Raw genomic sequence first — 26,794 nt, forward strand, 5'->3', positions numbered from 1 at the left:
ACCTTTGAATCGGTTAAGGCGGCCGCGGTAACCAACGGCATCAAGGGATGGCTTTCACTGAGCCCCATTTGCGGACTCATCAGCTCACTCGTCGTAGAGAGTGGGCTGATGGTCCTAGCTTGGTAGCGTTGCTCAGCGAGGCGCCACCTAATCGACCTCATTTGCGTGGTTGCAGATGAGCAATGCAAGGCGAGACGAACAGCGTCCCGCGGTAGGCACCGGCTAGGGTGCGTCCCGCGACCACCGCCCACAGAGCAGTCAAGGCGACGACCAAAAAGGCACCGAAGACGGTAAGGAAACCTGACCCAAGCGTGCTTCCCAAACGTAGCGTCGTGACGGCATAGACGCCCAGTGGAAAAGTAAAACCCCACCATCCCAGGTTGAAAGGGATGCCGTGGCGCGCGTACTTCAGCGTGATCAGTATGGCAAGGCTCATCCACCACAAGCCGAGTCCCCATAGTAGGATCCCGCCAATTACGCCTAGCCCCTGCGCGACGGCGCCAATTCCGGCCATACCGTGAGCAGCGAAGATGACCGGCGCGTCGCTGCCCATCACGAGCAGACCCAACGCACCTGTACCAATGGGGCCAAGCGATAACCAGCTCGATGCAGCCATGTTCTCGTGAGGCAGCTTGTGCAGTGCCATCCGCAATAGCAGGATCACGAGGACACTTAGGGCGACAGGTACCGAATAGGCCCAAAGCACATAGCTGGTCACCAGCACGGTGAATTGGTGCCCGCCATCGGCTAGGTGCGGTGCCAACAGCCCGCCACTGGCAGCGGCCACTTCGGCGGCTACCACAGGTAGCAACCATACCGCCGTCATTTGATCGATGCTGTGCTGCTGACGAGTAAACATCAGGTACGGAATCGCTACTCCGCAAACCAGTGCCATGGCCGCATCGACCCACCAAAGTCCGGTGGCAATCGTGACAGCCACCTCACCCCATCGTGGCAGCCCAAAGATCAGCATCCCGTTGATGATTGTTGCCAACCCCATCGGAATGGTGCCGAAGAACATCGATACGGTGGAGTGGGCAAAAATTTGCTTGGCTTCGTTGTAGAACAAGATCCAGCGAGCGGCATACAAGCCGCTGAATAGAACGAAAAGCAAGATGTTGAACAGCCACAGTCCTTCGGCGATCAGACGCAAGCCGGGTACCGACGCGGGAAAACTCGCTAAGGCGATTGCCAAAATACCGGTGCCCATCGTTGCCGCAAACCAGTTGGGGGTGAACTGGCGAACGACTTCGAGCGGCTGCTTGAGCTGGCTGAGCGGCTTGCCGCCGGTGCGCAGGGCTATAGCATCCTTTAATGTCATGAGGTGAGCTCCGCTGAGGAATGCAAACAGTCTAGCCCGGCTCGATTATCTGAAAAATTGAATATGATATAAAAAGTAATCTACTAAATAGATAAGCAGTCCCCGCTGTCCGCAGGGACTGCTCCACGATCAAGGCTTCGCGACGTGCCAGACTTGATTGACACCTTCACCGGTCGTTTCACCGGGCTTGCTGTCCTTTACCCAGGTATAGAGTGGCTGCCCCTTATAGGCCCATTGCTGGCTACCATCCTCACGCTGTACTACGGTATAGCCGTCACCGCTCTTGGCCCCTGCCGGTGCCATCAGCGGCGGCCAGTTCTTGGCGCACGGGCCGTTGCAGGCGGACTTACCCTCGCTGTCCTTGGTGAAGGTGTAAAGCGTCATACCCTTTTCATCCACAAGCACCTTACCCAAGGTGGTGTCGCCAACCTTGGCGGGCGTGGCCGCCACGGCCAGCCCTGTCATGGAGAAAATGGCAGTGGCAATCAACACTTGTCTGAGCATGCTGGACCTCGATGGTTATTGGTTATTAGTATTTCGATTGGAGCACTTGCACTTGCACGGGAGCACCTGGCGCATCGGCTGCACCAGGTGCGATGACGAGGTAGCGCTGTTCATCCGCCTGGGATTGCTGAACCAGTTGGCGTATCGGTCCTACCGCATTCACGATAGCTGCGCCGGCGGGATTGGTTTGAAAAGCGGCGAGAGACTCAAGAGCGCCGCTACCGTCTGCATGACGAGCCAACGCTAGTACATAGGGCTGCTTGGCCACCAGGCCCGTAACCGAGGCCTGCAGGACCTGAGTCAAGCCCTGGTCGAAAAGTGTCACCTGAGTGGTATGACGTTCGTGTTGACCCGGCGGAGCCAGGGCGATCTGAATACTCTTGGCGGCGCTCCCTAACGGCTTAAGATTTGCCAGCCCAGCGCCCTGGGTAGCGGCGCGGGGAACGTAGACCAAAGCCTGGGGCGCCTGCCCCACGGGTACAGTGGTTTCAACGCTATTGGTCAGCGTATTGATGACGGCCACACTGTCAGCATTCTCTAGTCCCACGTACAACCGCGTGCCATCTCCTGACGGCCAGAGACCGTGGGGCAAAGCGCCAACAGGAATGCTGGCGACTTGGCTGAAATCATCGGTTCGGAAGACCTTGACTCGATTTTCTCCGCCTACCGTTACATAGGCGAAGCTTCCGCGGGCATTGCGAACCAAGTTGACGTGATTAGTGATCGCGCCAGTATCAAGCGTCTTAATCAAGCTGAACGGCGGTTTGGCTGCGAACACCTGGGTCTTACCGACATCTTTTAGGGTGAGCCAGACCTGTTGGCCATCTGCAGACGCAGCGATGTTGGGGCAGAAGGGACTCGCCTGAGCGACGCGGCCAACAATTCGATGCTCGGCAACCGAAACCACTACGGTTTCCGGAGTGAACGAGGAGCAGACGTAGCCATAGCGGCCATCAGGGGAGAAGATCTGCATGCCAGGGCCTGGCGGTACGCCAATTCGCGTCTTCTCTTTGAAAGTCACCGGGTCGATCACGGCGATATAGTCCTCGCCCCGTACCGTGACCCAGAGCTCTTTGCCGTCAGGGGTGAAAAAGGCTTCATGAGGCGCGCGACCCAGATAGGTTTTACCCTTCACCTGGTTGTTGGCGGTGTCGATGAAGGACACGGAGTTCGAGCCTATCGCTACGACGGCCAAGGTTCGCCCATCTGGCGAAAATCCCAAGCCATGCACCAGTAGCTCGCCCTTGTACAAAGGACTCAAGTTCTTGGGTTGGCTGTCGCCTAGGGTGATGACGCCGAGCAATTTTTCCGTGCTGGGATCAATCACCGATACCGTGTTGGAGAACTGCTCCGCCGTATACACACGGTCTTGGGAACTAATCGTGATGTCCGGTTGTGCAGCAGCACGCGGAACTTGACCGGCTGAAGCGGTGCAGGAGATTACTAACAACACAGCGGCGAGCGGGGTGAGCGACAATCGAGGCATGAGGATTACCGAGTTGGAGAGGCGGGCAATTCAGAAAGCGCCTGCTGCATGACGGCGATTTCCTGTTGTTGGGTGACAATGATCTCTTGGGCCAGACGGCGTAGGCGTTCGTTATGGCCATACCGCAATTGGATCCGTGCCATTTCGATCGCACCCTGGTGATGTGCCGTCATCTGGGTCACAAAGTCGCGGTCTACGTTGCCACTGCTGGGCTTGTGCATCGCGGCCATCATCTGATCCATGGCCTGGCGGTTGTCGGCCTGCGCCGTGGCGGCGCTGCTATCAGGTTCGGCCCAGGCAATGGGAAGCACGAGCACCAGAAGGGTGACTGCCAACAACGGGTGTTTGACTGAAAACACGTGGCGCTCCAGCAGACTGGTGAGTTTCCAATGCAGACGTTTGTACGGTCTGGGTTATTCCATACCTACAAAAATAAAAATTGTGGGGAATAAAAGGTCAGCTCAAGCGTCTGTCAGCGATACCAGGGGAATGTCCATGCTTGATGACGCCATGCTTTCTCAGCTACTACCGTCTCTGCGTCGCTTCGCAAGATCGCTTACTCGTCACGAAGCCAGCGCCGATGACTTGGTCCAGAGTTGTCTAGAACGGGCGCTTACGCATGGGAACACGCGCTGTCCCGCCGGTGATGTGCGAGCCTGGCTGTTCACCATCCTGTACCGCCAATTCGTTGATGGCCGACGTCGTGAGCGCCGCTATGGTCGTCTGTTGGAGTGGCTGGGATTCCAAGAGGTCCCGGTTGAGCCTTCGGCTGAGACGATCTATCTGGATCAAGAAGCGTTGACGAATCTTGAGAGACTCAATGACGAACAGCGTGCCCTGCTGCTGTTGGTCGCGGTGGAAGGCATGAGCTATCGCGATGTATCACAGGCGCTTGGCATTCCACTGGGAACCGTCATGTCTCGTTTGGCGCGGGCACGCGCGGCCTTGAGACAGATCCACGAAAGTCCTTTGGCTACCGCCGCTTTGCGAGTATTGAAATGATGTATCGACCTCCTACTCCTGAAGAGTTGATGGCTTATGCCGACAATCAGTTGGATGCGCTGCGGCACGAGGAGGTGATGCGCTATCTTGCAACCCATCCGGAAGATGCCGCACGGGTAGCTGATATCCGCGAGCAGAATCGTCGGCTACGGCTGATTTTTTCTCCCGTGCTTGAGCCTTTACCGACACACCTTATGCCAGCAGTCGTGCGACACCGGATAGTCGCCAGACGTAAAAGACGTATGACTTATCTCGCTTCGCTAGTGCTGACGTTAGGCCTGGGTAGCGGCTTAGGGTGGCAGGCACGGGAATCGATGCTGCGGCGGGCGCACGTTCCAATGGCGGATGCCGTGGAGGCTTATCGACTATTTGCGAGCGCCGAGGGGCGGCCGCCAGTCGATGTAACCGGCCAGGACGGTGCGATTCAGCATTGGCTTGAAAGGACATTTGTGCAGGCGCCCGCCCTCCCTAACCTGGAGCGCTTCGGCTTGATCCCAGTGGGTGGTCGTCTCATGGCCACGGACACCGGCGCCGCCGCGATGGTGCTCTACCGGGATACGAAAGGGCGCCAAGTGATCTTCTATGTGCGGCATCCCAACAGCCAGCGCGACGTTGGCCACGGATCTCGTAGGGAAAGCGATGTTACGGCTGACTATTGGTCAGGACAGGGCTACAACTTTGCGTTGGTGAGTCCTAGCGAAGCATCGTTTGATACCTTGCGTGAGGCGATCTCGCAGAGGCCACCTCTCTAGTTCCCGTTCAGACCAGTGCTCGTTGCTTGAAACCAACCCTGTCCAACATTTGGGGGTCATTTCAGGGGGATGGGGAGCCCTTGTCGATGGCGGAATATGGTTGGCTTTAGGCTTCTAAGACTATTTAGGAACTACGTACTGCTATCTTGCGATGGCACTCCAGTGGGAACACCTTTCGAATAAGATTTCCAAGAGGAATTACGTTCGTGAGAACGCTTGATAGCTTCTTCCGTAAAAATAATAAATTTCGTCGGATCTAAGTTAGTCTCACCTATCAAATGATTTCTAACCTTACTCAATACCTACCTAACATCAGGCGCACCGGGAGAATGTGAAAGCACTGCAGAGAGATCTTCTAGAATTTCATCGGGAAGCCACAAAAAAGCTTCGAAAGTCAATAGGTCAAGCTGCTTTTGGCTCTTCAGCCAGGAATACCATTCAGAAATTAGATCTGCGATCTTTGCCGCTCTATCTCTTATCTGGAGCTCTCTTTTTAACTCTTCGAATGATCTAGCTTGATCTCTAATTATCTCATCCTTGATTCGTTCCAAACTTTTAGCATACTCGTGATCTATACTTGCCTTTACCCGATTCTCCACCCAAGTCTTTCCTAAGAAACCTACAAGGAAAGTACCTAGTCCCGCCCCAAATATAGAGCATATGAACGACCAGAACTCTTCCATTGCAATATCCAATCTGGCTAGGAATGTCTTATAAGACTATACGAGTTTCTTAATCCTGCTCTCCAACAACCCCGGAAACCTCGTATACCAAGTCTGATTCAACGGCGAAGGATGCGGCAGAGGGTAAAGCGTTAGCGTCTTGCGGATGCCCTCCTCCGTTTCCAGGGTGACCTCAATGCTACTTTCGAAGCGCTCTTCGCTTTTCCAGAAAGCTTCCAGGCGGGCGCGTTCTTCCTTGGTTTGGCCGATGCCGAACCAGAGGAAGGCTTCACGGCCGAGGGTGATGAGCTGGGTGCCGTGCCAGTGCTCTATCAGCAGGCGGCGCATCAGGGGGTGAAAGGTCTTTTTCACCCGTTCCGACCAGGCTTTGTTGCCGAGCGGCTTGTAGGGCACGGTGTTGGCCCAGAAGAATTGCTGGCTCAGGCTGCGGGTGGCTTCGAAATCGGCCGGGGGCTGGCCGTACAGGTGGGTATAGAGGACCTTGCGGGCGATCTGGCCGCCGCTGCCGATGAAGGGTTCGCCGTACTTCACCTCGTCCCGCCCTGGATCGCGACCAAAGAAGCCTAGCGGCGCATCGGGATCGCCCAGACCAATGATGGGGTCCAGCGGGTCTTTGGCGAACTGTTCATAGACCGGAAGATCGACACCCGGAAGATCGGCAGCGAGCTGGCGAAAGGCTTCGCGCTCTGCGGAAGACAGCGGCATGCAACAGGTCTCCATCAAGGAATTAATCCCTCTAGTAGAGCCCTGCCCCGCGGGTGACGTTCCGTAACGACTGGCGGAGCGGCAGCCCGGGAGCGATAGGGTAAACTGCCCGGCTCGAACGACCCTCAAGGTGAATCGCGTTGATCAATCTGCTACGCAACGGCCTCGGCCAGGTGATCGTCGGCCTGGATCTGGTGACCCGGCCACGCAAGCTCAAGCGCACTGAGCAGGCTCAGGCTGCCATCGAGGCGGAGCTGGCGAATCTGTCGCTCTACCAGTTCCAAGCCTGCCCCTTCTGCGTGAAGACGCGCCGGGCGCTGCATCGGCTGAACCTGCCGATCCGCCTCAAGGACATCAAGAAGGACCCGCAACTGCGCGCCGAGCTGGAACAGGGTGGTGGCCGGGTGAAGGTGCCTTGCCTGCGGATCGACGAAGGCAGCCAGAGCGTGTGGATGTACGAGTCGGACGACATCATCGCCTATCTGGAGCAGCGCTACGGCGAGCGGCAGCCGGCCTAGGGTCTGCGTGTGATCGTTGGTGGACAAGGCTGCGCCGTTGTCCACGCTACGGGGCTGCCTCTGGCTGTTGGGCTGCGACGGTGGAGCTGTCTCAACCCAACCTACGATCGTTAGAGATCGCTTTCTTCGACCTTGCGGACCTTGCTGGCGTCCAGGGTATAGGACGCCTCGGCCAGGGCGTTGTCGACCGCCTCGGTGTGCAGGGTGCCGATGACCCAGTAGGGCTCGTAGATGTCGGGAAGCGGCACGCCCTTGGGGTAGCGTACCAGCACGATCTGGTTGGGCGGGGGCGGCGGGACGTGGATGCAGGCGCCCGGATAGGGCACCAGGAAGAATTCGCGGAAATTGCCCTTGGCGTCGGTTTCCAGCGGCACTGGAAAGCCGCCCAGGCGCACGTTCTGGCCATCCAGGGTGGCCACGGTGCGGGTGGAGTGCATCACCTCGGGCAGGCCACTGTCCTTCTGCTTGAGCCCGCCCGGTGAGCCGAAACCACCGGGGGCCTCGGGGCTGTTGTGGCTGATTTCGGGCATGGTTTCCAGGGCATGGCGATCCTCCGCGGTGAGCAGATCGAGCCAGTTGGTTTCCGGGGGCTCGCCCTTGGCGGCGTGAGTCAGCAGCGGCAGGCTAGCGAGCAGCAGGGCGATGAGCAGTCTGGGCATGGTCGGCAGGTCGGACGCAAAAGTCCGAGTGTGAGGCGCGCCAGGTCGGGGGTCCAGTCTCCAGGCCGCAAAGCAGAGCCTCGCCCATGAAAAAGCCCCTGGGTCGACGGGCGACACCAGGGGCGAAAACGCTGTGCTACTTGGCTTCGCCGAGGCGAAGCGGCGTCTTAGCGACGCTTGGTCACCATGCCGTAGATGAACAGCACGATGATGGCGCCGACCACGGCACCAATGAAACCTGCGCCTTCACCGGCACGGTAGATGCCCAGAGCCTGGCCCAGGTAGGTGGCGACCACGGAGCCGACGATGCCCAGGATGATGGTCATGATCCAGCCCATGCTGTCGTCGCCCGGCTTCAGGAAGCGGGCAACCAGGCCGACGATGAGACCGATGATGATGGTTGCGATGATGCCCATGTGAAGAATCCCCTGTTTGAGTGCTGGTAAGACAACGCCGGTCAGCAGGCGTCGTTGTAGTCTCCGACCACCGGTGATCCGTCGAGGTTCAGGGGAAAACGGCTTCCGTGTGCGGAAGCCGTCTGGCATCAATCCTGGATCAGGGCTTCCAGGGCGGCGATGCGGGTCTGCAGGGTCGCGGCATCGGCGCTGCGCAGGGTGGCGTGACCGACCTTGCGTCCGGCCTTGAAGGCCTTGCCGTAGTGGTGCAGGTGGCAGTCTTCCAGAGCGGTGACGGCCGCCACCGGCGGTACCGAGCCGATGAAGTTGACCATGGCGCTCTCGCCGACCTTGGCGGTGGAACCGAGCGGCAGGCCGGCCACGGCGCGCAGGTGGTTCTCGAACTGGCTGCACTCGGCGCCTTCGATGGTCCAGTGCCCGGAGTTGTGCACGCGCGGGGCGATCTCGTTGGCTTTCAGCCCACCCTCGACCTCGAAGAACTCGAAGGCCAGCACGCCTACGTAGTCGAGCTGCTCCAGGACGCGGCGGGCATAGTCTTCGGCCAGCGCCTGCAGCGGGTGGTCGGAGCTGGCCACCGACAGGCGAAGGATGCCGCTCTCGTGGGTGTTGTGCACCAGCGGGTAGCAGGCGACCTCGCCATCACGACCGCGCACCGTGACCAGAGAGACCTCGCCGGTGAAGGGCACGAAGCCTTCCAGCAACAGGGGCACGCTGCCCAGTTCGGCGAAGGCGTCGGTGACGTCTTCCGGCTGGCGCAGGACCTTCTGGCCCTTGCCGTCGTAGCCCAGGGTGCGGGTCTTGAGCACCGCCGGCAGGCCGATACGGACCACGGCAGCGTCCAGGTCGGCCTGGGAGAGGACGTCGGCGAAGGCCGGGGTGGGGATCCCCAGGTCGCGGAACATGGACTTCTCGAACAGGCGGTCACGGGCGATGCGCAGGGCTTCGGCGGACGGATAGACCGGCACGAACTGCGAGAGAAAGGCCACGGTCTCGGCCGGGACGCTCTCGAATTCGAAGGTCACCAGATCGACCTCGTCGGCCAGCTGGCGCAGGTGATCTTGGTCGCCGTAGTCGGCGCGCAGGTGTTCGCCCAGGGCGGCGGCGCAGGCGTCAGGCGCCGGATCGAGAAAGGCGAAGTTCATGCCCAGCGGCGTGCCGGCCAGGGCGAGCATGCGGCCCAGCTGGCCGCCACCGATGACGCCGATCTTCATGCCTGCTCCCTCGGATCGGGGTTGTCCAGCACGGTGCGGGTCTGCTCTTCGCGGAAGGCGTTGAGCCGCTCGTGGTATTCGGGGTACTTGCCGCCGAGGATGCTGGCGGACAGCAGGGCCGCGTTGATGGCGCCGGCCTTGCCGATGGCCAGGGTGGCGACCGGTACACCGGCCGGCATCTGCACGATGGACAGCAGGGAGTCGACGCCCGAGAGCATGGACGACTGCACCGGCACGCCCAGCACCGGCAGGTGGGTCTTGGCGGCGCACATCCCCGGCAGGTGGGCAGCGCCACCGGCACCGGCGATGATCACCTCGATACCGCGCCCGGCGGCCTCTTCGGCGTACTGGAACAGCAGATCGGGGGTGCGGTGGGCGGAGACCACCTTCACTTCGTGGGGAATGCCCAGCTTGTCCAGCATGTCGGCGGTGTGGCTCAGGGTGGACCAGTCGGACTTGGAGCCCATGATCACGCCTACGAGTGCGCTCATCGTCGTGCCTCTGAAATGAAGAAGCCACGCGATGGACGTGGCTTGGGAAATGAGCGGCCTAGTATAGACGAAAGCGGGGCGGAGCGTGCCCCTGCGCCGGGTATCGCCTGTCGGTTGGAGGACAGGCTGTGGCGCTCATGGGATGGGTGGTGGTGTGGGGCGAGAGGTGCGGGCTAGATGCCTGGACGCTTGAGGTGGGATCGCCCTGAAGAGCGCCCTCACCCCAGCCCTCTCCCGCAAGCGGGAGAGGGGGCGGATTGGCGCGGCGTGAGGGGTGGTTTTTATCGCGGCCATGGGCCGTTCCTACAGGTTCAGACACGATTGTAGGAGCGGCCGCGTCGGCGTACCGCCATGGCCGCGATAAGGCCTTGCCTCAGATCCCCACGTCAGGCAACTGCGGGCGGGTTTCCAGGGCCTTGGCCATCAGGCGTTCGACGAAGGCGCGGTCCGCGTCGGGCAGGGCCAGGCGCGGCGGACGGGTCAGGGCGCTGCCGCGGCCGGCGAGTTCTTCGCAGAGCTTGATGCACTGCACCAGGTCCGGGCGGGCATCCAGGTGCAGCAGCGGCATGAACCATTCGTAGAGCGGCATGGCCTCGGCGAAGCGACCGTCCTTGGCCAGGCGGAAGATGGTTTCGCCTTCGGTGGGGAAGATGTTGGACATGCCCGAGACCCAGCCCTCGGCGCCCACGGCGATGCTTTCCAGCACCACGTCGTCGAGACCGGCGAAGAGCACGAAGCGGTCGCCCACCTCGTTGCGCACGTCGATGAAGCGACGGGTGTCGCCGGAGGAATCCTTGAAGCAGACGATGTTGTCGACGTCGGCCAGGGAGATGAGGATGTCCGGGGTGACATCGTTCTTGTAGATCGGCGGGTTGTTGTAGACCATCAGCGGCAGGTCGAGGGCGCTGGCCACGCTGCGGAAGTGGGCGGCGGTCTCGTGGGGCTTGGCCGAGTAGACCAAGGCCGGCATGAGCATGATGCCGTCGGCGCCGGCGCGACCCACCGCCTGGGCGGTGCGGGTGGCATTGAGGCTGGTGAATTCGGCCACGCCGCAGATCACCGGTACGCGACCACCGGCGGCGTCCTTGGCGACCTCCACCAGGGAGATCTTTTCTTCCAGGGTCAGGGAGGTGTTCTCGCCCACGGTGCCGCACATCACCAGGCCGGAGACGCCATCGCGCACCAGGTTGCTGATCACGCCATGGGTCTTTTCCAGGTTGACCGAGAAGTCGTCGTTGAATTGGGTGGTGACGGCGGGAAAGACGCCGCTCCAGTTGACGCGGGGAGTGCTCATGCGGGGGTTTCCTCCAGACGGGAACGGGGCTTGAGAGAGTCGCGGTATTGCCGGGGCGACAGGCCGGTGAGACGGCGGAACTGACGGCTGAAGGCGCTGTGGTCGGTATAGCCACAGGCCAGGGCCACCTCGGTGACGGGCAGGTCGCGGGCCAGCAGGCGCGAGGCGGCGTCGAGCCGGGCCTTGTGCAGCAACTGCTGGGGCGTGAGGCGCAGGATGCGCTTGCACTGGCGTTCGAGCTGGGAGACCGACAGGCCGACCCTCTGACTCAGTTCGCCTACCGAAAGCGGCTGGGCGTAGTGCTCGCGCAGATAGCGATCCACCTCGGCCACCTTGGCGTGGGCCGGATGATCGGCGGCCGGGGCCTGCAGATCGTGGGAGATGCCGGCCATGCCCATCAGCCGCCCCTGGGCGTCGTGCAGCGGCAGCTTGCGGGTCAGGCACCAGCCCGGGGTACGACCGGCGTAGAGGTGCAATTCCAGTTGATCGTCCAGCGCCAGGCCTTCGCGCAGCACGCGGCGATCCTGTTCGGCGTAGGCGCCGCCCAGGGGGGCGGGAAAGACTTCCTCGGCGGTCCGGCCGAGCAACTCGCTGACGTCCTCGAAGCCGCAGCGCTGGGCCAGGGTCAGGTTGACCAGCACATAGCGCGCCTCCAGATCCTTGACGAAGAACACCACGCCGGGGATGGCGTCGAGCAGCGGCGCCACCAGGCTCAGGCTGGCGAGCAGCGCGGGCAGGTCGGCGGGCCGGGCGCGGTTCAGGGCGTCCAGGTGGGCGGCGGCGTTCATCTCTCGTCCTCGGTCAGGGCCAACAGGCTGTCGATACGGGTGGGTTGCAGGGGAAAGCGCGGCGCCGGGGGCGTCCAGCCCAGCAAGACGCGGGTGGCCTGGCCGCAAATGCGGCCCTGGCAGGCGCCCATGCCGCAGCGGCTGCGCAGCTTGGCCTGGGTCCAGTCGGCATGGCCAACCAGGGCGCCTAGGGCGACGTCTTCGCAGCGGCAGACCAGGGTATCCGGCTGGGCCAGCCGGGCAATGGCCGGATTCAGGGCGAAGGTGCGAGCCAGTCGGGCGGCGAAGCGGCGCCAGGCCCGGGCTTCGGCCTGCACACTGGCAATGGCGTCGAGGCGGCCGCTGGCGACCAGACCAGCGATACGGCCGGTGGCCTGGGCCAGTTCGTTGCCGCCGATGCCGGTGCATTCGCCGGCGGCCAGGATGTGCGGCTGGCTGCTGCGCTGGTTGTCATCCACCGCCACCGCACCATCCAGGGTCGCGCAGCCAAGGCTCTGGGCCAGTTCGACATTGGGCACCAGGCCATAGCCACAGGCCAGGCGATCGCAGGCGATCTCCCAGCGACGCTCGCCCTGGCGCAGGCGTACGGCTTCGAGACGGTCGGTACCGAGCGCCGCCTCGACCCAACTGCCGGGGCTATAGCGGGGGGTGGCCAAGGTCAGCGCCTGGCGCAACTTGTTGGGCCAGCGCCAGAGCTGCAGACCGAACTCGAGTACCGCTCGGCGCCCGGCCTGTTCGGCGACCAGGGCGACCCGGGCACCCGCCTGGCGCGCGGTGGCGGCGCTGGCCAGCAGCAGCGGACCGGTACCGGCGACCACCAGGCGCTCGTCGGCCACCTCCACGCCACCCTTGATCAGCGCCTGCAGACCACCCGCGCCGGTCACTCCGGGCAGGGTCCAGCCAGGGAACGGCAACAGCAGTTCGCGGGCACCGGTGCAGAGGATCAGGGTGTGGAAATCCAGGGTACGGCTGCCGTGGGCGTCTTCCAGCAGCAGCTGGTGTGAGCCCAGGACCGCGGCGACGCGGGTCTGGATAAGCAGGGTGACGTCTGCCGGCAATTGACCGACTTCGGCGGCGACCTGGCCCGCACGAGCGCGCCAGATCTGACCACCAGGCAAGGGATTGTCGTCCAGCAGCACCAGGTTCAGGCCCCGACCACTGGCGGCGCGGGCGGCGGCGAGACCGGCCGGGCCGCCGCCGATGATGAGCAGATCGCAGCGCGTGGCGTTCATGACAGGCGCTCCACCTGCATGCCGTCCTGGCACGGCGTCTGGCAGGCCAGGCGGCGCACGCCGTCGACCTGTACCCGGCATTCCTGGCAGATGCCCATGCCGCAAAAAGGGGCCCGGGCTTCTCCGCCTACCGAACGGCGCGCGGCGGGATTGCCGCTCTTGGCCAGGGCCGCGGTAAGCAGGCTGCCGGGACGCATCTCCAGGCGCTCGCCATCGATGAACAGGGTCAGCATGCCAGGCTCCTCGGGGTGGTCGCGAAGCGAGCCGGTGCGAAGGGTTCCACGTGGAACGTGGAACCCTCGTCGAACAGTCCGTTGACGATGGCTTCGGCGGTCGCCGGCGCGGTGGTGACGCCCAGGCCCTCGTGACCGACCGCCAGCCACAGACCGGGCTGATCGGGATGGGCGCCGATCAGCGGCAAGCCATCGGGACTGGCGGCGCGCTGGCCGGTCCAGCCGCGGATCAGCGAGGTATGGGTCAGACCGGGCAGGAAATCCAGGGCGCGGCGCAGCAGCTGGCCGACCACCGCAGGTTCCACGGCCATGTCCGGACGCTCGAACTGGCGCGACGAGCCGATCAGCAACTGGCCGGTGGGGCGCGGCTGGACGTTGAAGGCCACCGAGGCACCACTGCTGGCATGGGCGCTGGCGCCGTAGCCGATCTCCACCAGCTGGTGGCGGACCTGCTCGGGATAGCGGTCGGTGATCAGCAGATGGCCCTTCTTGGGCACCAGCGGCAGGTCCGGGCAGAGACTGGCGGCCTGCAGGCCGGCGGCGAGCACCACGGCGTCGGCGGTCAGCCACCGCCCGTCATCCAGGCGCACCCGTCTGCCTTCGACGGCGCTTACCCGGGCACGCTGGAATTCGATCAGCGGCGAGCGTTGCAGCAGCCAGGCGGCCACCACGGGTGCATAGAGCAGGCCGTCGCCGGGCACCTCCAGGCTACCAGCCAGGGCGGTCAAGGCCGGTTCCGCCGCGGCGGTCGCCGCAGCGTTCAGCGGCTGGTTGGCGACGCCCTGGGCGTCCAGACGCTGGCGCTTCGCCTCGATCAAATCCAGCTCGGCGGCATCGCGGGCCAGCCAGAGGGTGCCGCAGTTACGGTAGTCGGCGGCGGCTGGCAACTGGGGCACCAGCTCGCGCCAGAGCGCCAGGGAGCGTGCGCTCAGGGTCAATTCGACGGGGTCGTCGTCCATCACCACCAGGTGGCCCATGCCGGCGGCGGAGGCGCCAGGCAGGCCAGCGTCCAGCACCCGCACGCGACAGCCGCGCGCGGCCAGGGCCGCGGCGCAACTGGCCCCGACGATGCCGGCGCCGACGACGAGGACGTCCGCCACCTGCTTCACCCCGGAATACCCCAGGCGAAGGGATCGTCCGCGGCCAGCAGCAGGGTGGCTTCGGCCATGACATGGGCGCGGCCGCGGATCACCGGCAGGATACGGCCTTCGTCGCCGGGCTGATAATGGGCTTCGAAACGGCTGCCGATGACGCTCGCCTGCTGCCAGACGGCGCCAGGGGCCAGGTCGCCATCGGCCGCGAGACAGGCCAGCTTGGCGCTGGTGCCGGTGCCGCAGGGCGAACGGTCGTAGGCACGGCCCGGGCAGAGCACATAGCTGCGACTGTCGGCGCCGTCCGGATCCTCGGCGAAGAGTTCGATGTGATCAATGTGCCCGCCCTGCTCGCCGGTGATGCCGGCGGCCTCCAGGGCGCCACGCAGGGCCAGGCTGAAGGTAAGCAGGCCGTCGAGATTGTCGGCGGCGATGCGCTGGCCGTGATCGGCACAGAGAAAGAACCAGTTGCCACCCCAGGCGATGTCGCCGGTGACCGGGCCATGGCCGGGAATCTCCATCCGGACGGCGTGGCGATAGCGATAGGCCGGAACGTTGCGCACGCTGACGCTACCGTCGTCATGCAGGGTGGCGGTGACGTCGCCGACCGGGGTCTCGATCAGGTGATCGCCGGGGCCGATCCGGCCGAGATGGGCCAGGGAGACCACCAGGCCGATGGTGCCGTGACCACACATGCCCAGATAGCCGACCTCGTTGAAGAACACTACGCCAGCGCTGGCCGCAGGCGATACCGGCTCGCAGAGCAGCGCCCCGACCAGCACCTCGTTGCCACGCGGTTCGCGCATGCAGGCCTGGCGGAAGGCGTCGTGCTCGCCGGCCAGACGGCTGCGGCGTTCGGCCATGCTGCCGTGGCCGAGCTCGGGAAAACCATCCAGCACCAGGCGCGTGGGTTCACCGCCGGTGTGGGAGTCGATGACGCGGATGCGCTGCATGGCTGACCTCCGTGAGAGAGAGGCCAGTGTCGCGCAGATCGGCACAAAAGGCTTGCAGGACGTCGGCTAGACAAAAGCCGATATCAGCACAATCAGGGCTAGATTTTCAGCTTGAGGGCCCCTGCTTTTCGAGATGCCGCCAGACCTGCTGTACCAGCCGCTTGCGCAACAGGGCACAGCGGTAGAGGCGGATCTCCAGGCCGACCTGCCAGGCGGCATCGCCGCAGATGGCCAGTTCGCCGCGGGCCAGCTCCGCGGCCACCGACAGCTGCGGCACCCAGGCCACACCCAGGCCCTGCAGCGCCATGGTCTTGAGACTGTCGGCCATGGCGGTTTCATAGAGGGTCACGGCGCGCAACTTGCGCTGGCGCAGCAGGAGATTCACCGAGCGACCGAGGAAGGCGCCGGCGCTGTAAGCCAGCAGCGGCACACTGCTTTGCCCGTCGAGCTGGAACAGGGGTCGTCCTTCGCTATCGGTGGCGCAGACCGGCAGCATGGCGGTGTGCGCCAGGTGCAGCGAGGGAAAGAGCTCCGGATCCATCTGCAGGGCGGCATCGGGATCGTGGAAGGCCAGCATCAGGTCGCAGGCACCGTCGCGCAGGGCGTGGATGGCATCACCGACGTTGGTGGCCACCAGGCGGCTGGCCAGGGCCAGGCCCTGGCCGCGCAGGCCGGCGATCCACTGCGGAAAGAAGCCCAATGCCAAGGAGTGCGCGGCGGCGAATTGCAGCACCTCGCCCTGCCCGCCTTCCAGGTGGTGCAGGTGGCGCACCGTCTCGCCCAGCTGCTCCACCACGCTGCGCGCCGTGACTAGGAACAATTGCCCGGCCTCGGTGAGGCTGACCGGGGTGTGGGATCTGTCCACCAGGGTCAGGCCGACGCTTTCCTCCAGGGCGCGGATGCGCCGGCTGAAGGCGGGCTGGGTGACGAAACGCTTTTCGGCGGCCTGGGAAAAACTGTAGGTGGCCGCCAGGGCCACGAAGTCTTCCAGCCATTTGAATTCGATGTTCATGGCACCCATACGTCATCTGATCTCGTGAGGTCACAACCCGAGTTATGCCGATCCGGCATGAGGCTTGGCGGATCGGCATTGGCCGAGATCGGCTGGCAAGCCTAGATTCTAGGGCATCGCGGCGCCCGCCGCTCGATCGAAGCCCAACGCTATCATGTCCGACTCTGCATCATCCGTCCGCCTCGAAAAAGATCTCCTCGGTACCCTCGAAGTCCCCGCCGATGCCTACTACGGCATCCAGACCCTGCGCGCCGTGCAGAACTTCCGCCTCTCCGGCGTACCCCTCGGTCACTACCCCAAGCTGGTGGTGGCCCTGGCCATGGTCAAGCAGGCGGCGGCCGACGCCAACCACCGACTGGGCCATCTGCCCGCGGAAAAGCACCAGGCGATCAATGACGCCTGCTCGCGCATCATTCGCGGCGAATTCCACGACCAGTTCGTGGTGGACATGATTCAGGGGGGGGCCGGCACCTCGACCAACATGAACGCCAACGAGGTGATCGCCAACGTGGCCCTGGAGCTGCTCGGCCACGCCAAGGGCGAGTATCGCCACCTGCACCCGAACAACGACGTCAACATGGCGCAGTCGACCAACGACGCCTACCCCACCGCCATCCGCCTGGGTCTGCTGCTCGGCCATGACGCCCTGCTCGCCAGCCTGGACAGCTTGATCACCGCCTTCGCCGCCAAGGGCGTGGAATTCGCCGAGGTGCTGAAGATGGGTCGCACCCAGCTGCAGGACGCGGTGCCCATGACCCTCGGCCAGGAATTCCATGCCTTCGCCACCACCCTGGGCGAAGACCTGGCGCGGCTGAAGAGCCTGGCGCCGGAACTGCTCACCGAGGTCAACCTGGGCGGTACCGCCATCGGCACCGGCATCAACGCCGATCCCGGCTACCAGCTGCTGGCCGTGCAGCGCCTGGCGGAGATCAGCGGCCAGCCGCTCAAGCCCGCCGCCGACCTGATCGAGGCGACCTCGGACATGGGCGCCTTCGTGCTGTTCTCCGGCATGCTCAAGCGCACCGCGGTGAAGCTGTCGAAGATCTGCAACGACCTGCGCCTGCTCTCCAGCGGCCCGCGCACCGGCATCAACGAGATCAACCTGCCGCCGCGCCAGCCAGGCAGCTCCATCATGCCGGGCAAGGTCAATCCGGTGATCCCCGAGGCGGTCAACCAGGTGGCCTTCGAGATCATCGGCAACGACCTGGCCCTGACCCTGGCGGCCGAGGGTGGCCAGCTGCAGCTCAACGTCATGGAGCCCCTGATCGCCTACAAGATCTTCGACTCCATCCGCCTCTTGCAGCGCGCCATGGACATGCTGCGCGAGCACTGCATCACCGGCATCACCGCCAACGTCGAGCACTGCCGCCGCCAGGTGGAGCATTCCATCGGCCTGGTCACCGCGCTCAACCCCTACCTGGGCTACGAGACTTCCACCCGCATCGCCAAGACGGCGCTGGAAACCGGTCGCGGCGTGCTGGAGCTGGTGCGCGAGGAGAATCTGCTGGACGAGGCGACCCTGGACGACATCCTGCGCCCGGAAAACATGATCGCCCCGCGACTCGTACCGCTGAAAGCCAAGGTCTGAGTCCCACACGCCAGACCTGAGCGGTAACCGACGGCAACTCCCCGCGGGCGCGGTATCCTTCTTGCTTGGAAGGCTGCCACCGCCCCGGGGAGTTTTCGCATGCGTCAGTCCGGTCTGATCAATCTCAACCTGGTGTCCCTGGTCCTCCAGCAACTGGCGGCCGACACGCCCGCCCGGGCGGCGCCCCTGCTGGCCGGCAGCGGCCTGCGGCTGGACGATCTCGAACAGCCCCATCGGCTCATCACCCTGGCCCAGGAACAGCGGGTCATCGCCAACGCCCTGCCGATGGCACCGCCCGAACTGGGGCTGCTCCTGGGCTGGCGGCTGCGCGTCTCCGGCTACGGCCTGCTCGGCTATGCCCTGCTCAGCGCCCCGACCCTGGGCGCCGCGCTGCAGGCGGCCCTGGCCCACCAAAGCCTGCTGGGTGCCTATTTCACCCTGCGCCTGGAGCGCCACGGCGAATTGGCCTGGCTCAGGGCCGACGACCATCCCTTCGCGCCGGAGCTGGAGCGCTGCAACGCCGAGTGCTGCCTGGCCTCGCTCCTGGCGATCTGCTACGACCTCCTGGGTACGCCCCTGCCCCTGGTGCAGGTAGTCTTCCGGCACCCCGAGCCAGCCTATCGCGCGCGCTATGCCGACTGCTTCGGCGCCACGCCCCTGGCCTTCGCCGCCGCCTTCAACGGCCTGGCCTTTCCCGCTGCCTGGCTTGATCGCGGGCTGCCACTGGCCGATCCAGTGACCCATCGTGACGCCCTGGAGCAGTGTGGCCGCCTCGCCCCCGAACAGGATCGCCAGCGCGCCCTGCTCGCCCGCATCCGCACCCTGCTGGGTGCCGATCTGGCGGCCCCACCCTCCTTCGCGGCCCTGGCCGGCCACCTCGGCATGGCACCGCGCAGCCTGCGTCGCCACCTGCAGGCCGGCGGCAGCAGCTATCAACGGTTGCTGGATGAGTTGCGCTTCGCGCGGGCGCGCGATCTGCTGGCCCAGGAGCGGCTGCCCATCTATCGCATCGCCGAGGCGATGGGTTTCAGCGAGACAGCCAGCTTCCGCCATGCCTTCCGCCGCTGGAGCGGCCGGTCGCCGCGGGGTTATCGACTCTAGCGGTCGGCGTATGCTGAGCGCTTCCCGTCCCCATGGAGGATTCCCCATGCCCTCGCTGACCCTGCTCGCGGACCGCGGCCAACCCACCGATCAATACCGCCTGCCGGCGGAAAAACGCCTGGAGGGCGATCCGCTGCAGAGCCTCTGGCTCGACTACGAGGATGGCAGCGGCGTGTTCGCCGTCGGCCATTGGCACAGCGAGGTGGGCAAGTGGCGGGTGAACTACACAGAGGAGGAGTACTGCCAGATCCTCGAAGGCGTGAATCTGGTCACCGATGACCAGGGCCACGCCACCCGTCTCGGGCCCGGCAGCAGCTTTGTCGTGCCGCGCGGCTTCCAGGGCACCTGGGAGGTGCTGGAGCCGACCCTGAAGCGCTTCGTGGTCTACGAAGCCAAGGGCGGCTGATGGCCGCCGCCGGGCGCAATCTGGCCGGATCTATCCCCTTTTGGCCGCAGCGCCTCTCGTCGCGGGCCGCCGGGCTGGCAAGAATCTGGAGAGAGCCCGCCGCCCGGAGTCGCCATGCGCATCCACCACAGTCCCGATCACGCCCTGCATCACGGCCGCTGCGAATTGATCGATGGCCAGTTGCAGCCCTGTTTCGAAAAGCCCCAGCGCGTCGAATTCATCCTCACCGAGTGTCACCGTAGGCAGCTCGGCGAGGTGGTGCCGCCGAAGGACTTCGGCCGGGCGCCACTGGCACGCATCCACAGCACGGCCTATCTCGACTTTCTCGCCGGCGCCTGGGACGAATGGGCGGCCCGCGGCGAGACCGTGGACCTGCTGCCCTATACCTGGCCGGCGCGCACCCTGCGCCAGGTACTGCCGCCCACCAGCCTGCACGGGCGCATGGGTTACTACAGCTTCGACGGCGGCGCGCCCATCACCGCCGGCACCTGGCAGGCCGCCTACAGCGCCGCCCAGGTGGCCTTGAGTGCCGGAGCCGAGGTCGCTGCGGGCGCACGCAGCGCCTTCGCCCTCTGCCGCCCGCCGGGCCACCACGCCGCCGCCGATGTCATGGGCGGCTACTGCTATCTGAACAACGCCGCCATCGCCGCCCAGGCCGCCCTCGACGGCGGCGCCCGGCGGGTGGCCATCCTCGATGTCGACTACCACCACGGCAACGGCACCCAGGACATCTTCTATGCGCGCGACGATGTGCTGTTCCTCTCGCTGCACGGCGATCCGGGTTTCGAATTCCCCTTCTTCCTCGGCTATGCCGACGAGACCGGCAGCGGGGCGGGCCAGGGCTTCAACCTCAATCTGCCGCTGCCCGCCGGCAGCGCCTGGGACAGCTGGAGCGCCGCCCTGGAGGTAGCGCTGGCGCGCGTGCAGGACTATGCCCCGGACCTGCTGCTGGTCTCCCTGGGCGTGGATACCTTCAAGGCCGATCCCATTTCCCAGTTCAAGCTGGAGAGCGACGACTACCTGCGCCTGGGCGAACGCCTGGCGCGGCTCGGCCTGCCGACCCTGTTCGTCATGGAAGGCGGTTACGCCGTGGCGGAGATCGGCACCAACACGGTGAACGTCCTGGCCGCCTTCGACGGCGCCTGATCCCTATCGCGAGGAATCCGACCATGCACAGCCTCCTGCGTCCGCTCACCGCCCTGCTCGGTGGCGCCCTGCTCGCCACCGCCGTCCAGGCCGCCGATCCCGGCGAACTGCGGGTCTACAACTGGGCCGACTACATCCTGCCCGAGACGCCCAAGGATTTCGCCAAGCAGACCGGCATCCGCGTCACCTGGGATACCTTCGACAGCAACGAGTCGCTGGAGGCCAAGCTGCTCACCGGCCGCTCCGGCTATGACCTGGTGATTCCCTCCAACCAGTTCCTGGAAACCCAGATCAAGGCCGGCGTATTCCAGAAGCTGGACAAGAGCAAGCTGCCCAACTGGCGGAATCTCGATCCCGAGCTGCTCAAGCTGCTGGAGGTCAACGACCCGGGCAACCAGTACGGCGTGCCCTACATGTACGGCACCATCCTCATCGGCTTCAACCCGGCCAAGGTCAAGGCGGCGCTGGGGGCGGACGCACCGGTGGACAGCTGGGACCTGGTGTTCAAGCCGGAGAACATGGCCAAGCTCAAGAGTTGCGGCGTGGCCATGCTGGACTCGCCCTCGGACATCCTGCCGGTGGTGCTGCACTACCTGGGCCTGGATCCCAACAGCGCCAACGCCAAGGACTACGAAAAGGCCACGGCGCTGATGCTGAAGATCCGCCCCTACATGGCCTACTTCAATTCCACCAAGTACATGACCGATATCGCCAACGGCGACATCTGCGTGGCGGTGGGCTATTCGGGCAGCTTCTACCAGTTCGGCAATCGCGCCAAGGAAGCCGGCAACGGCGTGGTGGTGGACTGGCGTCTGCCACGCGAGGGCGCGCCCATCTGGTTCGACACCTGGGCCATTCCGGCCAGTGCCGCCAATGTCGACCAGGCCCATGCCTTCATCAACTACCTGCTCGAGCCCAAGGTGATCGCCGGGATCAGCGATTACCTCGGCTACCCCAACGCCAACAAGCCGGGCATGCCGCTGGTGACCGCCGCCATCCGCGACAACCACGACCTGGTGCCCACCCCGGAGATGCTCAAGAAGCTCTATGTGGTGCAGCCGCTGCCGCAGCCCATCGAGCGGGTCCGCACCCGTGCCTGGAGTCGCATCAAGGCCGGTAATTGAAGGTCGAATCCTCCACGATCATCCGAATGGTAGCCAATGGCTACCATTCGGCAGTTACATCCCCGCGTCCGGGAACCCTCTATCGCGCTAAGGGACTTATTGTGCTGAAGTGACCCATTGGATTTACCTGCCAGGTACGGCGTCATGTCCCTCAGTCTCGCCCTCACCCGAGCGCTGGCTCGGCCTTTCTGGGCCCTGCGCTTCGAACCGGTATTGGAACGGCATTACCAGCACGACATCGCCCGTTCGCGCCGGCGGCACCTGCGCATCAGCCTGACCGTGGCCATCCTCGCCTACGCCAGCTTCTCGATCTGGGACTGGATCCTGATGACCGATGCCTTCTGGCTCATCAGCCTGCTCAGCGCGCTGGTGGTGATCGGCGGCGGGCTGGTCTTGCTGGCGCTCGGGTTGATACCCGCCGAACATCCCGCGCGCGAGTGGCTGGGTATCCTGCCCTGCCTGCTGGCCTATGCGCCGCCGCTGCTCGACGTCGAGGCCACCGATGCCGCGCATCGCGCCCTCTGGCTGGCGACCATGCCGCTGATGACGCTCTTCACCAACAGCTGCATCGCGCCACCCCTGCGCCAGGCCGCGGTCCACACCCTGATCGCCCTGCTGGCCATCGGTCTGGCCACCCAGATGCATACCCTGCCGGCCCTGGAGGCGTCGCTGGTCATGACCCTGGCGTTCGCCACCGCGAGCTTTACCCTGCTCAACAACTTCTGGATGGAGCGCGCCCGCCGTCAGGGCTATCTACTGATCCTGCGCGACCGCTTGCGCAACGAAGAGCTGACCGCTTCCAACCGCTTCCTGGCGCAGCAATCCGCCACCGATCCCCTGACCGGCGTGGCCAATCGCCGGGCGCTGATGCAGGCCCTGGCCACCGCCCTGGCCCATCCCCCGCCCCGGCCGCTACTCCTGCTGATGATCGACGTCGATCACTTCAAGGCCTTCAATGACCGCTATGGGCATCCGGCGGGCGATCGCTGCCTGCAACAGGTCGCCAGCGCCCTGGCCGCCGAATTGCGCGCCGGCGATTGCCTGGCCCGCTACGGCGGCGAGGAATTCGCCATCCTCTGCACGCCGTCGCGCGAAGAGGATGCCGCCAAGCTGGCGCAGCGCCTGCTCGACGCGGTACGGCGCCTGGAGATCCCCCACCTCGGGCCCCAGGCCGGTCCGCGGGTGACCGTGAGCATTGGCGGCGCCTGTGCGCGGCCGGATCACGACTCTGCCGAGAGCTTTATCGAAGCCGCCGATCGCCAGCTCTACTGGGCCAAGCAAGCCGGGCGCGACCGCGCCATCCTCGAGGACTGCGATCGCTGCCACCCAGCGATGGAAGAATCCCTCTAGCCCAGGCGATAGACCCGATCGATCAGGACCATGCTGGCCAGGCGCTGGCGCAGATCGTCGTCCAGGCTGGGATCCTGCCAGTCGTAGAGGCCGATGCGGGCATAGGCCCGACCCCGTGGCGGCCGGGTGCCCAGGTACTCCCAGACCACCCGGGTGCAGGCCGGCTCGCGCCGGTCGGAGGCGCTGACGCCCAGCTTGAGTCCGTTGAGGCGATCGATGCGGTTGCGCGCGCTGGGCAGCAGCACCGTCTGCGACAGCTCGTTGCCGGTGAGGGATTCGTAGTCGGTAAAGAACAGCCGGCTTTCCAGGCTCATGGCCAGGCCCAGGTAGCGAAAGCGTGCCTGGCTGGTGGTCTCGCCGCGGCGACGCAGGCGCTCGAAGCGCACGTAGCGGAAGACGCCCGCTTCCGCGAACAGCCAGACCAGTCCGCAGAGCACCACGCCCGGCGTCGACAGCGACGGATAGTATTCGTGGTAGTAGCCCTGGTAGCGCGCCAGGCCTTCCTGACGCTCGCCGAACAGGGCCAGGGCCTGCCCGGCCCACCCCGTTTCCTGGCCGACCGGCGCGCCCAGGCGCGCCGCGAACTGCCGCTGTGGCAGCTGCAGATCGCCCACCGGCAGGCCGAAGAATTCCGCCAGCCGCTGCAGGTTGTAGGGCGACGGACGGCTCTGCCCGTTGAGGTAGCGATTGAACTGGGCGCGGTTGATGCCGACGGCGCGACAGACGGCGGCAATCGAGCGGTGGCGCTGGCAGAGCAGCTGCAAATTGGCGGAAAAGTCGCTCATGAGTCCGGCCCGAGCTTGACAGACGGCCAGAAAACTAGCATCAAGTCGCGCCATTTTGAAGCGAGGCGCGGAATTGTTCACGCCGGTGGGATAGCCGAATCTAGGCGCCCGGTCCGACCTACTGCCCGTTCCACCCGGACCGACCCGTCCCAGCGCCTGTTGCCGTCGTCTCCCCACGACGGGAGCAGACCCGGGCGGGATATTCCACAATAATAGCCCCAAGGCTTGCGAGCCGGCCTTGGAGCATCACTAGCATGCTCGAGGATTCTTCATGCACTACCTAGAAATGCTCAACGACTTCCTGTCCGGCCACGTGCTCATCGTGCTGATCGTCGGCCTGGGCAGCTATTTCACCCTGCGCTCGCGATTCGTGCAGGTGCGCCATTTCCCGCACATGTTCACCGTGTTCAAGGACTCCCTGCGCAACAGCGGTGATGGCCTGAGCTCCTTCCAGGCGCTGATGCTCAGCCTGGCCGGTCGCGTCGGTGCCGGCAACATCGCCGGCGTGGGCCTGGCCGTGACCCTGGGCGGCCCCGGCGCGGTGTTCTGGATGTGGGTGACCGCCCTGGTCGGCATGGCCAGCAGTTTCTTCGAGTGCACCCTCGCGCAGGTCTACAAGCGCGCCGACGGCGACGGCCTCTATGTCGGCGGTCCGGCGTACTACATCCAGCACGGCCTCAACAAGCGCTGGATGGCGCTGGCCTTCTCGGCGCTGCTGCTGGTGACCTACGGCTTCGCCTTCGTCGGCCTGCAGTCCTTTACCGTGACCCATTCGCTGGAAAACGCCTTCGGCCTGCCGGTGCAGTACACCGGGATCGCCCTGGCCATCCTGCTGGGCCTGGTGTTCATCGGCGGCATCAAGCGCATCGCCGCGGTCTCCGACATCCTGGTGCCGGTCAAGACCCTGGCCTACATCGCCGTCACCCTCTATGTGATCGTCACCCAGATCGACCTGGTCCCCGGCACCCTGCTGACCATCGTCAAGAGCGCCTTCGGCCTGGAACCGGCCTTCGCCGGCCTGCTGGGCGCCGCCATCACCATGGGCGTCAAGCGTGGCGTCTTCGCCAACGAAGCCGGCCTGGGCGCAGCGCCCAACGTCGCCGCCGTGGCCGCGGTCAAGCACCCGGCCGCCCAGGGCGTGGTGCAGGCCTTCAGCGTCTTCCTCGACACCTTCGTCATCTGCACCTGCACCGCGCTGCTGATCCTGCTGTCGGGCTTCTACACCCCGGGCTTCGAAGGCGATGGCATCGTCCTGACCCAGAACTCCCTGGCCGCGGTGGTCGGTGACTGGGGTCGCATCTTCATCAGCGTCGCCCTGTCGCTGTTCGTCTTCACCTGCATCCTCTACAACATCTACCTGGGCGAGAACGGCCTGCGCTACCTGCTCGGCCGCGGCAAGGCCGTGCTGCTCGGCTATCGCGGCCTGGTGCTGGTGCTGATCTGCTGGGGCTCCATGCAGAACCTGACCACGGTGTTCGCCTTCGCCGACATCACCATGACCTGCCTGGCCTTCGTCAACCTGATCGCCCTGGCCATGCTGATCAAGGTCGGCATGCGCGTGCTCAACGACTACGACGCCCAGCGCCGTGCCGGGGTCGACCAGCCGGTGTTCGACGCCGACCAGTTCCGCGACCTGGACCTGGATCGCCAGGCCTGGCCGGCGCTGGAGCGTCTGGAAGAGACCGTCGCCGAAGCCCGCGCCGCCCAGCCGCGCCAGGCGCACTGACCGCCGCCACCGGGTCGCGCTGACCCGGACCGCGACCGCTTTCCTGCCCCCACCCCGTGTGGGGGCAGTCTTATCAGGAAGTCCCTCATGAGCTCACCCTACCTGCACATCCTCTACACCGGCGGCACTATCGGCATGCAGGCGACCGCTGCCGGCCTGGCTCCAGCCGCCGGTTTCGAGGCGCGCATCCAGGCCCTGCTGGCCAGCCGTCCGGAGCTGGGGAATCCGGCCTGGCGACTGCAGGAACTGCTGCCGCTGATCGACAGCGCCAACATGACCCCCGCCGCCTGGGAACGCATGGCCCAGGCGATCATGGCCGTGGCCACCGATCCGGCCTGTCGCGGCGTGCTGGTGCTGCACGGCACCGACACCCTGGCCTACAGCGCCGCCGCCCTGGCCTTCCGCCTGCTGGGCCTGACCATTCCGGTGCTGCTGACCGGTTCCATGCTGCCGGCCGGCGTGCCGGACAGCGATGCCGACGGCAACCTGGCCGACAGCTTCGCGGCCTTCTCGAGCGGACTGGCGCCAGGAGTCCAGGTGCAATTCCATGGCGAACGCCTGCCCGCGGCGCGCTGCACCAAGCAGGCCAGCAGCGGCTGGAAGGCCTTCGTGGCAAGCGCCCGGCCGCGCAGCGGTGACGCCCTCGTCGCCGCACCTGCCGCGCTGCGCTTCAACCAGCCGCGCCAGCCGGTGCGGGTGGCGGTGCTGCCGCTGTTTCCGGGGGTCGATGGCGCGGTCCTGCGCGGCCTGATGGGCAGTGGTGTACAGGGGCTGGTGCTGGAGTGCTACGGCAGCGGCACGGGGCCGGCGGACGACGCCGACTTTCTCGCCGCCCTCGCTGAACTACGCGACGCCGGGGTCCCCGTGGTCGCCCTCAGCCAGGGTGCCCGTGGCACCGTGGAATTGGGCACCTACGCCGCCGGCAGCGGCCTGGCCGACGCCGGGGTCATCTCCGGTCGCGGCATGACCCGCGAAGCCGCCCTGGGCAAACTGCACGCCCTGCTCGGCTGCGGCCTGGAGCGCGCGGCGGTGGCCGAGTGGATCGGGCGGAATCTGTGCGAGGAGTTGTGATCGTCGCCTGAGGGGTGGCTGCTCCCTCACCCCGGCCCTCTCCCTGGGGGAGAGGGGGGCGTTTGGATATACGCCGCAGCACGGCAGTGACCCTGCCACGCCAGGCGTGAGCCCTGCGCATGCGCCAATACCCAGCACGCCAAAGC

Annotated in this window: 29 protein-coding genes; 11 read left to right on the forward strand and 18 right to left on the reverse strand. The window is 65.1% G+C overall.

Annotated features, from left to right (window positions below):
- Positions 1-157: 157 nt before the first annotated feature.
- The 4 genes from ACZ5R1_RS22665 to ACZ5R1_RS22680 form a co-directional block, all read right to left on the reverse strand.
- Entirely contained in the window at positions 158-1,321 is a 1,164-nt protein-coding gene (locus ACZ5R1_RS22665; protein WP_027597934.1) for a TDT family transporter, read from the reverse strand.
- Between the two features lie 129 nt (positions 1,322-1,450).
- Entirely contained in the window at positions 1,451-1,825 is a 375-nt protein-coding gene (locus ACZ5R1_RS22670) for a COG4315 family predicted lipoprotein (protein WP_027597935.1), read from the reverse strand.
- A 25-nt stretch (positions 1,826-1,850) separates the two neighbouring features.
- Entirely contained in the window at positions 1,851-3,311 is a 1,461-nt protein-coding gene (locus ACZ5R1_RS22675) for a YncE family protein (protein ID WP_037007585.1), read from the reverse strand.
- 5 nt (positions 3,312-3,316) lie between these two features.
- Positions 3,317-3,670: a DUF305 domain-containing protein gene (locus tag ACZ5R1_RS22680; protein ID WP_051398701.1), complete on the reverse strand. Its 354-nt coding sequence runs from the start codon at positions 3,668-3,670 to the stop codon at positions 3,317-3,319.
- A gap of 130 nt (positions 3,671-3,800) precedes the next feature.
- On the opposite strand from ACZ5R1_RS22680, the gene ACZ5R1_RS22685 reads away from it, so the two are divergent.
- On the forward strand, positions 3,801-4,313 hold the full coding sequence (locus ACZ5R1_RS22685; RefSeq protein WP_027597937.1) for an RNA polymerase sigma factor: 513 nt from the start codon (positions 3,801-3,803) through the stop codon (positions 4,311-4,313).
- 29 nt (positions 4,314-4,342) lie between these two features.
- Complete coding sequence (locus tag ACZ5R1_RS22690; protein ID WP_108576350.1) at positions 4,343-5,065, forward strand: anti-sigma factor family protein; 723 nt, start codon at positions 4,343-4,345, stop codon at positions 5,063-5,065.
- Positions 5,066-5,367: 302 nt separating this feature from the next.
- Here ACZ5R1_RS22690 and ACZ5R1_RS22695 read toward each other — a convergent pair whose 3' ends face one another.
- Both ACZ5R1_RS22695 and ACZ5R1_RS22700 read right to left on the reverse strand, forming a co-directional pair.
- On the reverse strand, positions 5,368-5,748 hold the full coding sequence (locus ACZ5R1_RS22695) for a hypothetical protein (protein WP_147302577.1): 381 nt from the start codon (positions 5,746-5,748) through the stop codon (positions 5,368-5,370).
- 36 nt (positions 5,749-5,784) lie between these two features.
- Complete coding sequence (locus ACZ5R1_RS22700) at positions 5,785-6,453, reverse strand: uracil-DNA glycosylase family protein (RefSeq protein ID WP_042134867.1); 669 nt, start codon at positions 6,451-6,453, stop codon at positions 5,785-5,787.
- A gap of 140 nt (positions 6,454-6,593) precedes the next feature.
- Here ACZ5R1_RS22700 and ACZ5R1_RS22705 point away from each other — a divergent pair, with 140 nt between their 5' ends.
- Positions 6,594-6,971 (forward strand): glutaredoxin family protein, encoded by a 378-nt coding sequence (locus tag ACZ5R1_RS22705; protein WP_042134870.1) that lies wholly within the window; start codon positions 6,594-6,596, stop codon positions 6,969-6,971.
- 110 nt (positions 6,972-7,081) lie between these two features.
- On the opposite strand, the gene ACZ5R1_RS22710 is transcribed toward ACZ5R1_RS22705, so the two are convergent.
- The 11 genes from ACZ5R1_RS22710 to ACZ5R1_RS22760 form a co-directional block, all read right to left on the reverse strand.
- Positions 7,082-7,630, reverse strand: a complete 549-nt coding sequence (locus tag ACZ5R1_RS22710; RefSeq protein WP_115946246.1) for a DUF3299 domain-containing protein — start codon at positions 7,628-7,630, stop codon at positions 7,082-7,084.
- Positions 7,631-7,797: 167 nt separating this feature from the next.
- Entirely contained in the window at positions 7,798-8,046 is a 249-nt protein-coding gene (locus ACZ5R1_RS22715) for a GlsB/YeaQ/YmgE family stress response membrane protein (RefSeq protein ID WP_007160058.1), read from the reverse strand.
- Positions 8,047-8,174: 128 nt separating this feature from the next.
- Positions 8,175-9,257 carry a 5-(carboxyamino)imidazole ribonucleotide synthase gene (locus tag ACZ5R1_RS22720; RefSeq protein WP_115946245.1) on the reverse strand — a complete coding sequence of 361 codons (1,083 nt, stop codon included), beginning with the start codon at positions 9,255-9,257 and terminating at the stop codon, positions 8,175-8,177.
- Complete coding sequence (gene purE / locus ACZ5R1_RS22725; RefSeq protein WP_027598658.1) at positions 9,254-9,748, reverse strand: 5-(carboxyamino)imidazole ribonucleotide mutase; 495 nt, start codon at positions 9,746-9,748, stop codon at positions 9,254-9,256. Before purE ends, ACZ5R1_RS22720 begins: the two co-directional genes overlap by 4 nt.
- A 373-nt stretch (positions 9,749-10,121) precedes the next feature.
- Positions 10,122-11,042, reverse strand: a complete 921-nt coding sequence (locus ACZ5R1_RS22730) for a dihydrodipicolinate synthase family protein (RefSeq protein ID WP_115946244.1) — start codon at positions 11,040-11,042, stop codon at positions 10,122-10,124.
- A complete protein-coding gene (locus tag ACZ5R1_RS22735) occupies positions 11,039-11,830 on the reverse strand; it encodes an AraC family transcriptional regulator (RefSeq protein ID WP_115946243.1) in 792 nt (263 codons plus the stop codon). Before ACZ5R1_RS22735 ends, ACZ5R1_RS22730 begins: the two co-directional genes overlap by 4 nt.
- Positions 11,827-13,062: an FAD-dependent oxidoreductase gene (locus ACZ5R1_RS22740; protein ID WP_464712738.1), complete on the reverse strand. Its 1,236-nt coding sequence runs from the start codon at positions 13,060-13,062 to the stop codon at positions 11,827-11,829. Before ACZ5R1_RS22740 ends, ACZ5R1_RS22735 begins: the two co-directional genes overlap by 4 nt.
- Positions 13,059-13,295: a (2Fe-2S)-binding protein gene (locus ACZ5R1_RS22745; RefSeq protein WP_042134880.1), complete on the reverse strand. Its 237-nt coding sequence runs from the start codon at positions 13,293-13,295 to the stop codon at positions 13,059-13,061. Before ACZ5R1_RS22745 ends, ACZ5R1_RS22740 begins: the two co-directional genes overlap by 4 nt.
- Positions 13,289-14,404, reverse strand: a complete 1,116-nt coding sequence (locus tag ACZ5R1_RS22750) for an NAD(P)/FAD-dependent oxidoreductase (protein ID WP_115946241.1) — start codon at positions 14,402-14,404, stop codon at positions 13,289-13,291. Before ACZ5R1_RS22750 ends, ACZ5R1_RS22745 begins: the two co-directional genes overlap by 7 nt.
- The gene (locus ACZ5R1_RS22755) at positions 14,401-15,339 is read right to left on the reverse strand and encodes a 4-hydroxyproline epimerase (RefSeq protein WP_115946240.1); all 939 of its coding nucleotides are present in this window, start codon (positions 15,337-15,339) and stop codon (positions 14,401-14,403) included. Before ACZ5R1_RS22755 ends, ACZ5R1_RS22750 begins: the two co-directional genes overlap by 4 nt.
- 106 nt (positions 15,340-15,445) lie before the next feature.
- Positions 15,446-16,351 carry a LysR substrate-binding domain-containing protein gene (locus ACZ5R1_RS22760; protein ID WP_027600461.1) on the reverse strand — a complete coding sequence of 302 codons (906 nt, stop codon included), beginning with the start codon at positions 16,349-16,351 and terminating at the stop codon, positions 15,446-15,448.
- 154 nt (positions 16,352-16,505) lie between these two features.
- Here ACZ5R1_RS22760 and ACZ5R1_RS22765 point away from each other — a divergent pair, with 154 nt between their 5' ends.
- The 6 genes from ACZ5R1_RS22765 to ACZ5R1_RS22790 all read left to right on the forward strand — a co-directional run bounded on the left by ACZ5R1_RS22765 (position 16,506) and on the right by ACZ5R1_RS22790 (position 23,066).
- A complete protein-coding gene (locus ACZ5R1_RS22765) occupies positions 16,506-17,939 on the forward strand; it encodes an aspartate ammonia-lyase (protein WP_027598670.1) in 1,434 nt (477 codons plus the stop codon).
- A gap of 99 nt (positions 17,940-18,038) precedes the next feature.
- Positions 18,039-19,040: an AraC family transcriptional regulator gene (locus ACZ5R1_RS22770; protein WP_115946239.1), complete on the forward strand. Its 1,002-nt coding sequence runs from the start codon at positions 18,039-18,041 to the stop codon at positions 19,038-19,040.
- A 46-nt stretch (positions 19,041-19,086) separates the two neighbouring features.
- Positions 19,087-19,446 (forward strand): cupin domain-containing protein, encoded by a 360-nt coding sequence (locus ACZ5R1_RS22775; RefSeq protein ID WP_115946238.1) that lies wholly within the window; start codon positions 19,087-19,089, stop codon positions 19,444-19,446.
- 114 nt (positions 19,447-19,560) lie between these two features.
- Entirely contained in the window at positions 19,561-20,592 is a 1,032-nt protein-coding gene (locus tag ACZ5R1_RS22780) for a histone deacetylase family protein (RefSeq protein ID WP_115946237.1), read from the forward strand.
- A 23-nt stretch (positions 20,593-20,615) separates the two neighbouring features.
- Positions 20,616-21,716: a polyamine ABC transporter substrate-binding protein gene (locus ACZ5R1_RS22785; protein WP_042134890.1), complete on the forward strand. Its 1,101-nt coding sequence runs from the start codon at positions 20,616-20,618 to the stop codon at positions 21,714-21,716.
- A 144-nt stretch (positions 21,717-21,860) separates the two neighbouring features.
- On the forward strand, positions 21,861-23,066 hold the full coding sequence (locus tag ACZ5R1_RS22790; RefSeq protein WP_042134891.1) for a GGDEF domain-containing protein: 1,206 nt from the start codon (positions 21,861-21,863) through the stop codon (positions 23,064-23,066).
- Here ACZ5R1_RS22790 and ACZ5R1_RS22795 read toward each other — a convergent pair.
- Positions 23,063-23,851 carry a helix-turn-helix domain-containing protein gene (locus ACZ5R1_RS22795; protein WP_042134893.1) on the reverse strand — a complete coding sequence of 263 codons (789 nt, stop codon included), beginning with the start codon at positions 23,849-23,851 and terminating at the stop codon, positions 23,063-23,065. The two genes, ACZ5R1_RS22790 and ACZ5R1_RS22795, sit on opposite strands and share 4 nt — an antisense overlap.
- A 271-nt stretch (positions 23,852-24,122) precedes the next feature.
- On the opposite strand from ACZ5R1_RS22795, the gene ACZ5R1_RS22800 reads away from it, so the two are divergent.
- Positions 24,123-25,577 (forward strand): alanine/glycine:cation symporter family protein, encoded by a 1,455-nt coding sequence (locus tag ACZ5R1_RS22800; RefSeq protein WP_037006575.1) that lies wholly within the window; start codon positions 24,123-24,125, stop codon positions 25,575-25,577.
- A gap of 87 nt (positions 25,578-25,664) precedes the next feature.
- Positions 25,665-26,648, forward strand: a complete 984-nt coding sequence (locus tag ACZ5R1_RS22805; protein ID WP_042134896.1) for an asparaginase — start codon at positions 25,665-25,667, stop codon at positions 26,646-26,648.
- Positions 26,649-26,794: the final 146 nt, after the last annotated feature.

The organism is Pseudomonas sp. Pso3, from assembly GCF_055393275.1.

Bases quoted from the DNA above. Each gene is read 5' to 3' on its own strand.
- ACZ5R1_RS22775 (WP_115946238.1), top strand. From the start codon at position 19,087: ATGCCCTCGCTGACCCTGCTCGCGGACCGCGGCCAACCCACCGATCAA.
- ACZ5R1_RS22730 (WP_115946244.1), bottom strand. From the start codon at position 11,042: ATGAGCACTCCCCGCGTCAACTGGAGCGGCGTCTTTCCCGCCGTCACC.
- ACZ5R1_RS22685 (WP_027597937.1), top strand. From the start codon at position 3,801: ATGTCCATGCTTGATGACGCCATGCTTTCTCAGCTACTACCGTCTCTG.
- ACZ5R1_RS22695 (WP_147302577.1), bottom strand. From the start codon at position 5,748: ATGGAAGAGTTCTGGTCGTTCATATGCTCTATATTTGGGGCGGGACTA.
- ACZ5R1_RS22690 (WP_108576350.1), top strand. From the start codon at position 4,343: ATGGCTTATGCCGACAATCAGTTGGATGCGCTGCGGCACGAGGAGGTG.
- ACZ5R1_RS22715 (WP_007160058.1), bottom strand. From the start codon at position 8,046: ATGGGCATCATCGCAACCATCATCATCGGTCTCATCGTCGGCCTGGTT.
- ACZ5R1_RS22805 (WP_042134896.1), top strand. From the start codon at position 25,665: ATGAGCTCACCCTACCTGCACATCCTCTACACCGGCGGCACTATCGGC.
- ACZ5R1_RS22800 (WP_037006575.1), top strand. From the start codon at position 24,123: ATGCACTACCTAGAAATGCTCAACGACTTCCTGTCCGGCCACGTGCTC.
- ACZ5R1_RS22740 (WP_464712738.1), bottom strand. From the start codon at position 13,062: ATGAACGCCACGCGCTGCGATCTGCTCATCATCGGCGGCGGCCCGGCC.
- ACZ5R1_RS22675 (WP_037007585.1), bottom strand. From the start codon at position 3,311: ATGCCTCGATTGTCGCTCACCCCGCTCGCCGCTGTGTTGTTAGTAATC.
- ACZ5R1_RS22795 (WP_042134893.1), bottom strand. From the start codon at position 23,851: ATGAGCGACTTTTCCGCCAATTTGCAGCTGCTCTGCCAGCGCCACCGC.
- ACZ5R1_RS22735 (WP_115946243.1), bottom strand. From the start codon at position 11,830: ATGAACGCCGCCGCCCACCTGGACGCCCTGAACCGCGCCCGGCCCGCC.
- ACZ5R1_RS22770 (WP_115946239.1), top strand. From the start codon at position 18,039: ATGCGTCAGTCCGGTCTGATCAATCTCAACCTGGTGTCCCTGGTCCTC.
- ACZ5R1_RS22720 (WP_115946245.1), bottom strand. From the start codon at position 9,257: ATGAAGATCGGCGTCATCGGTGGCGGCCAGCTGGGCCGCATGCTCGCC.
- purE (WP_027598658.1), bottom strand. From the start codon at position 9,748: ATGAGCGCACTCGTAGGCGTGATCATGGGCTCCAAGTCCGACTGGTCC.
- ACZ5R1_RS22785 (WP_042134890.1), top strand. From the start codon at position 20,616: ATGCACAGCCTCCTGCGTCCGCTCACCGCCCTGCTCGGTGGCGCCCTG.
- ACZ5R1_RS22755 (WP_115946240.1), bottom strand. From the start codon at position 15,339: ATGCAGCGCATCCGCGTCATCGACTCCCACACCGGCGGTGAACCCACG.
- ACZ5R1_RS22665 (WP_027597934.1), bottom strand. From the start codon at position 1,321: ATGACATTAAAGGATGCTATAGCCCTGCGCACCGGCGGCAAGCCGCTC.
- ACZ5R1_RS22670 (WP_027597935.1), bottom strand. From the start codon at position 1,825: ATGCTCAGACAAGTGTTGATTGCCACTGCCATTTTCTCCATGACAGGG.
- ACZ5R1_RS22700 (WP_042134867.1), bottom strand. From the start codon at position 6,453: ATGCCGCTGTCTTCCGCAGAGCGCGAAGCCTTTCGCCAGCTCGCTGCC.
- ACZ5R1_RS22780 (WP_115946237.1), top strand. From the start codon at position 19,561: ATGCGCATCCACCACAGTCCCGATCACGCCCTGCATCACGGCCGCTGC.
- ACZ5R1_RS22745 (WP_042134880.1), bottom strand. From the start codon at position 13,295: ATGCTGACCCTGTTCATCGATGGCGAGCGCCTGGAGATGCGTCCCGGC.
- ACZ5R1_RS22710 (WP_115946246.1), bottom strand. From the start codon at position 7,630: ATGCCCAGACTGCTCATCGCCCTGCTGCTCGCTAGCCTGCCGCTGCTG.
- ACZ5R1_RS22765 (WP_027598670.1), top strand. From the start codon at position 16,506: ATGTCCGACTCTGCATCATCCGTCCGCCTCGAAAAAGATCTCCTCGGT.
- ACZ5R1_RS22760 (WP_027600461.1), bottom strand. From the start codon at position 16,351: ATGAACATCGAATTCAAATGGCTGGAAGACTTCGTGGCCCTGGCGGCC.
- ACZ5R1_RS22790 (WP_042134891.1), top strand. From the start codon at position 21,861: ATGTCCCTCAGTCTCGCCCTCACCCGAGCGCTGGCTCGGCCTTTCTGG.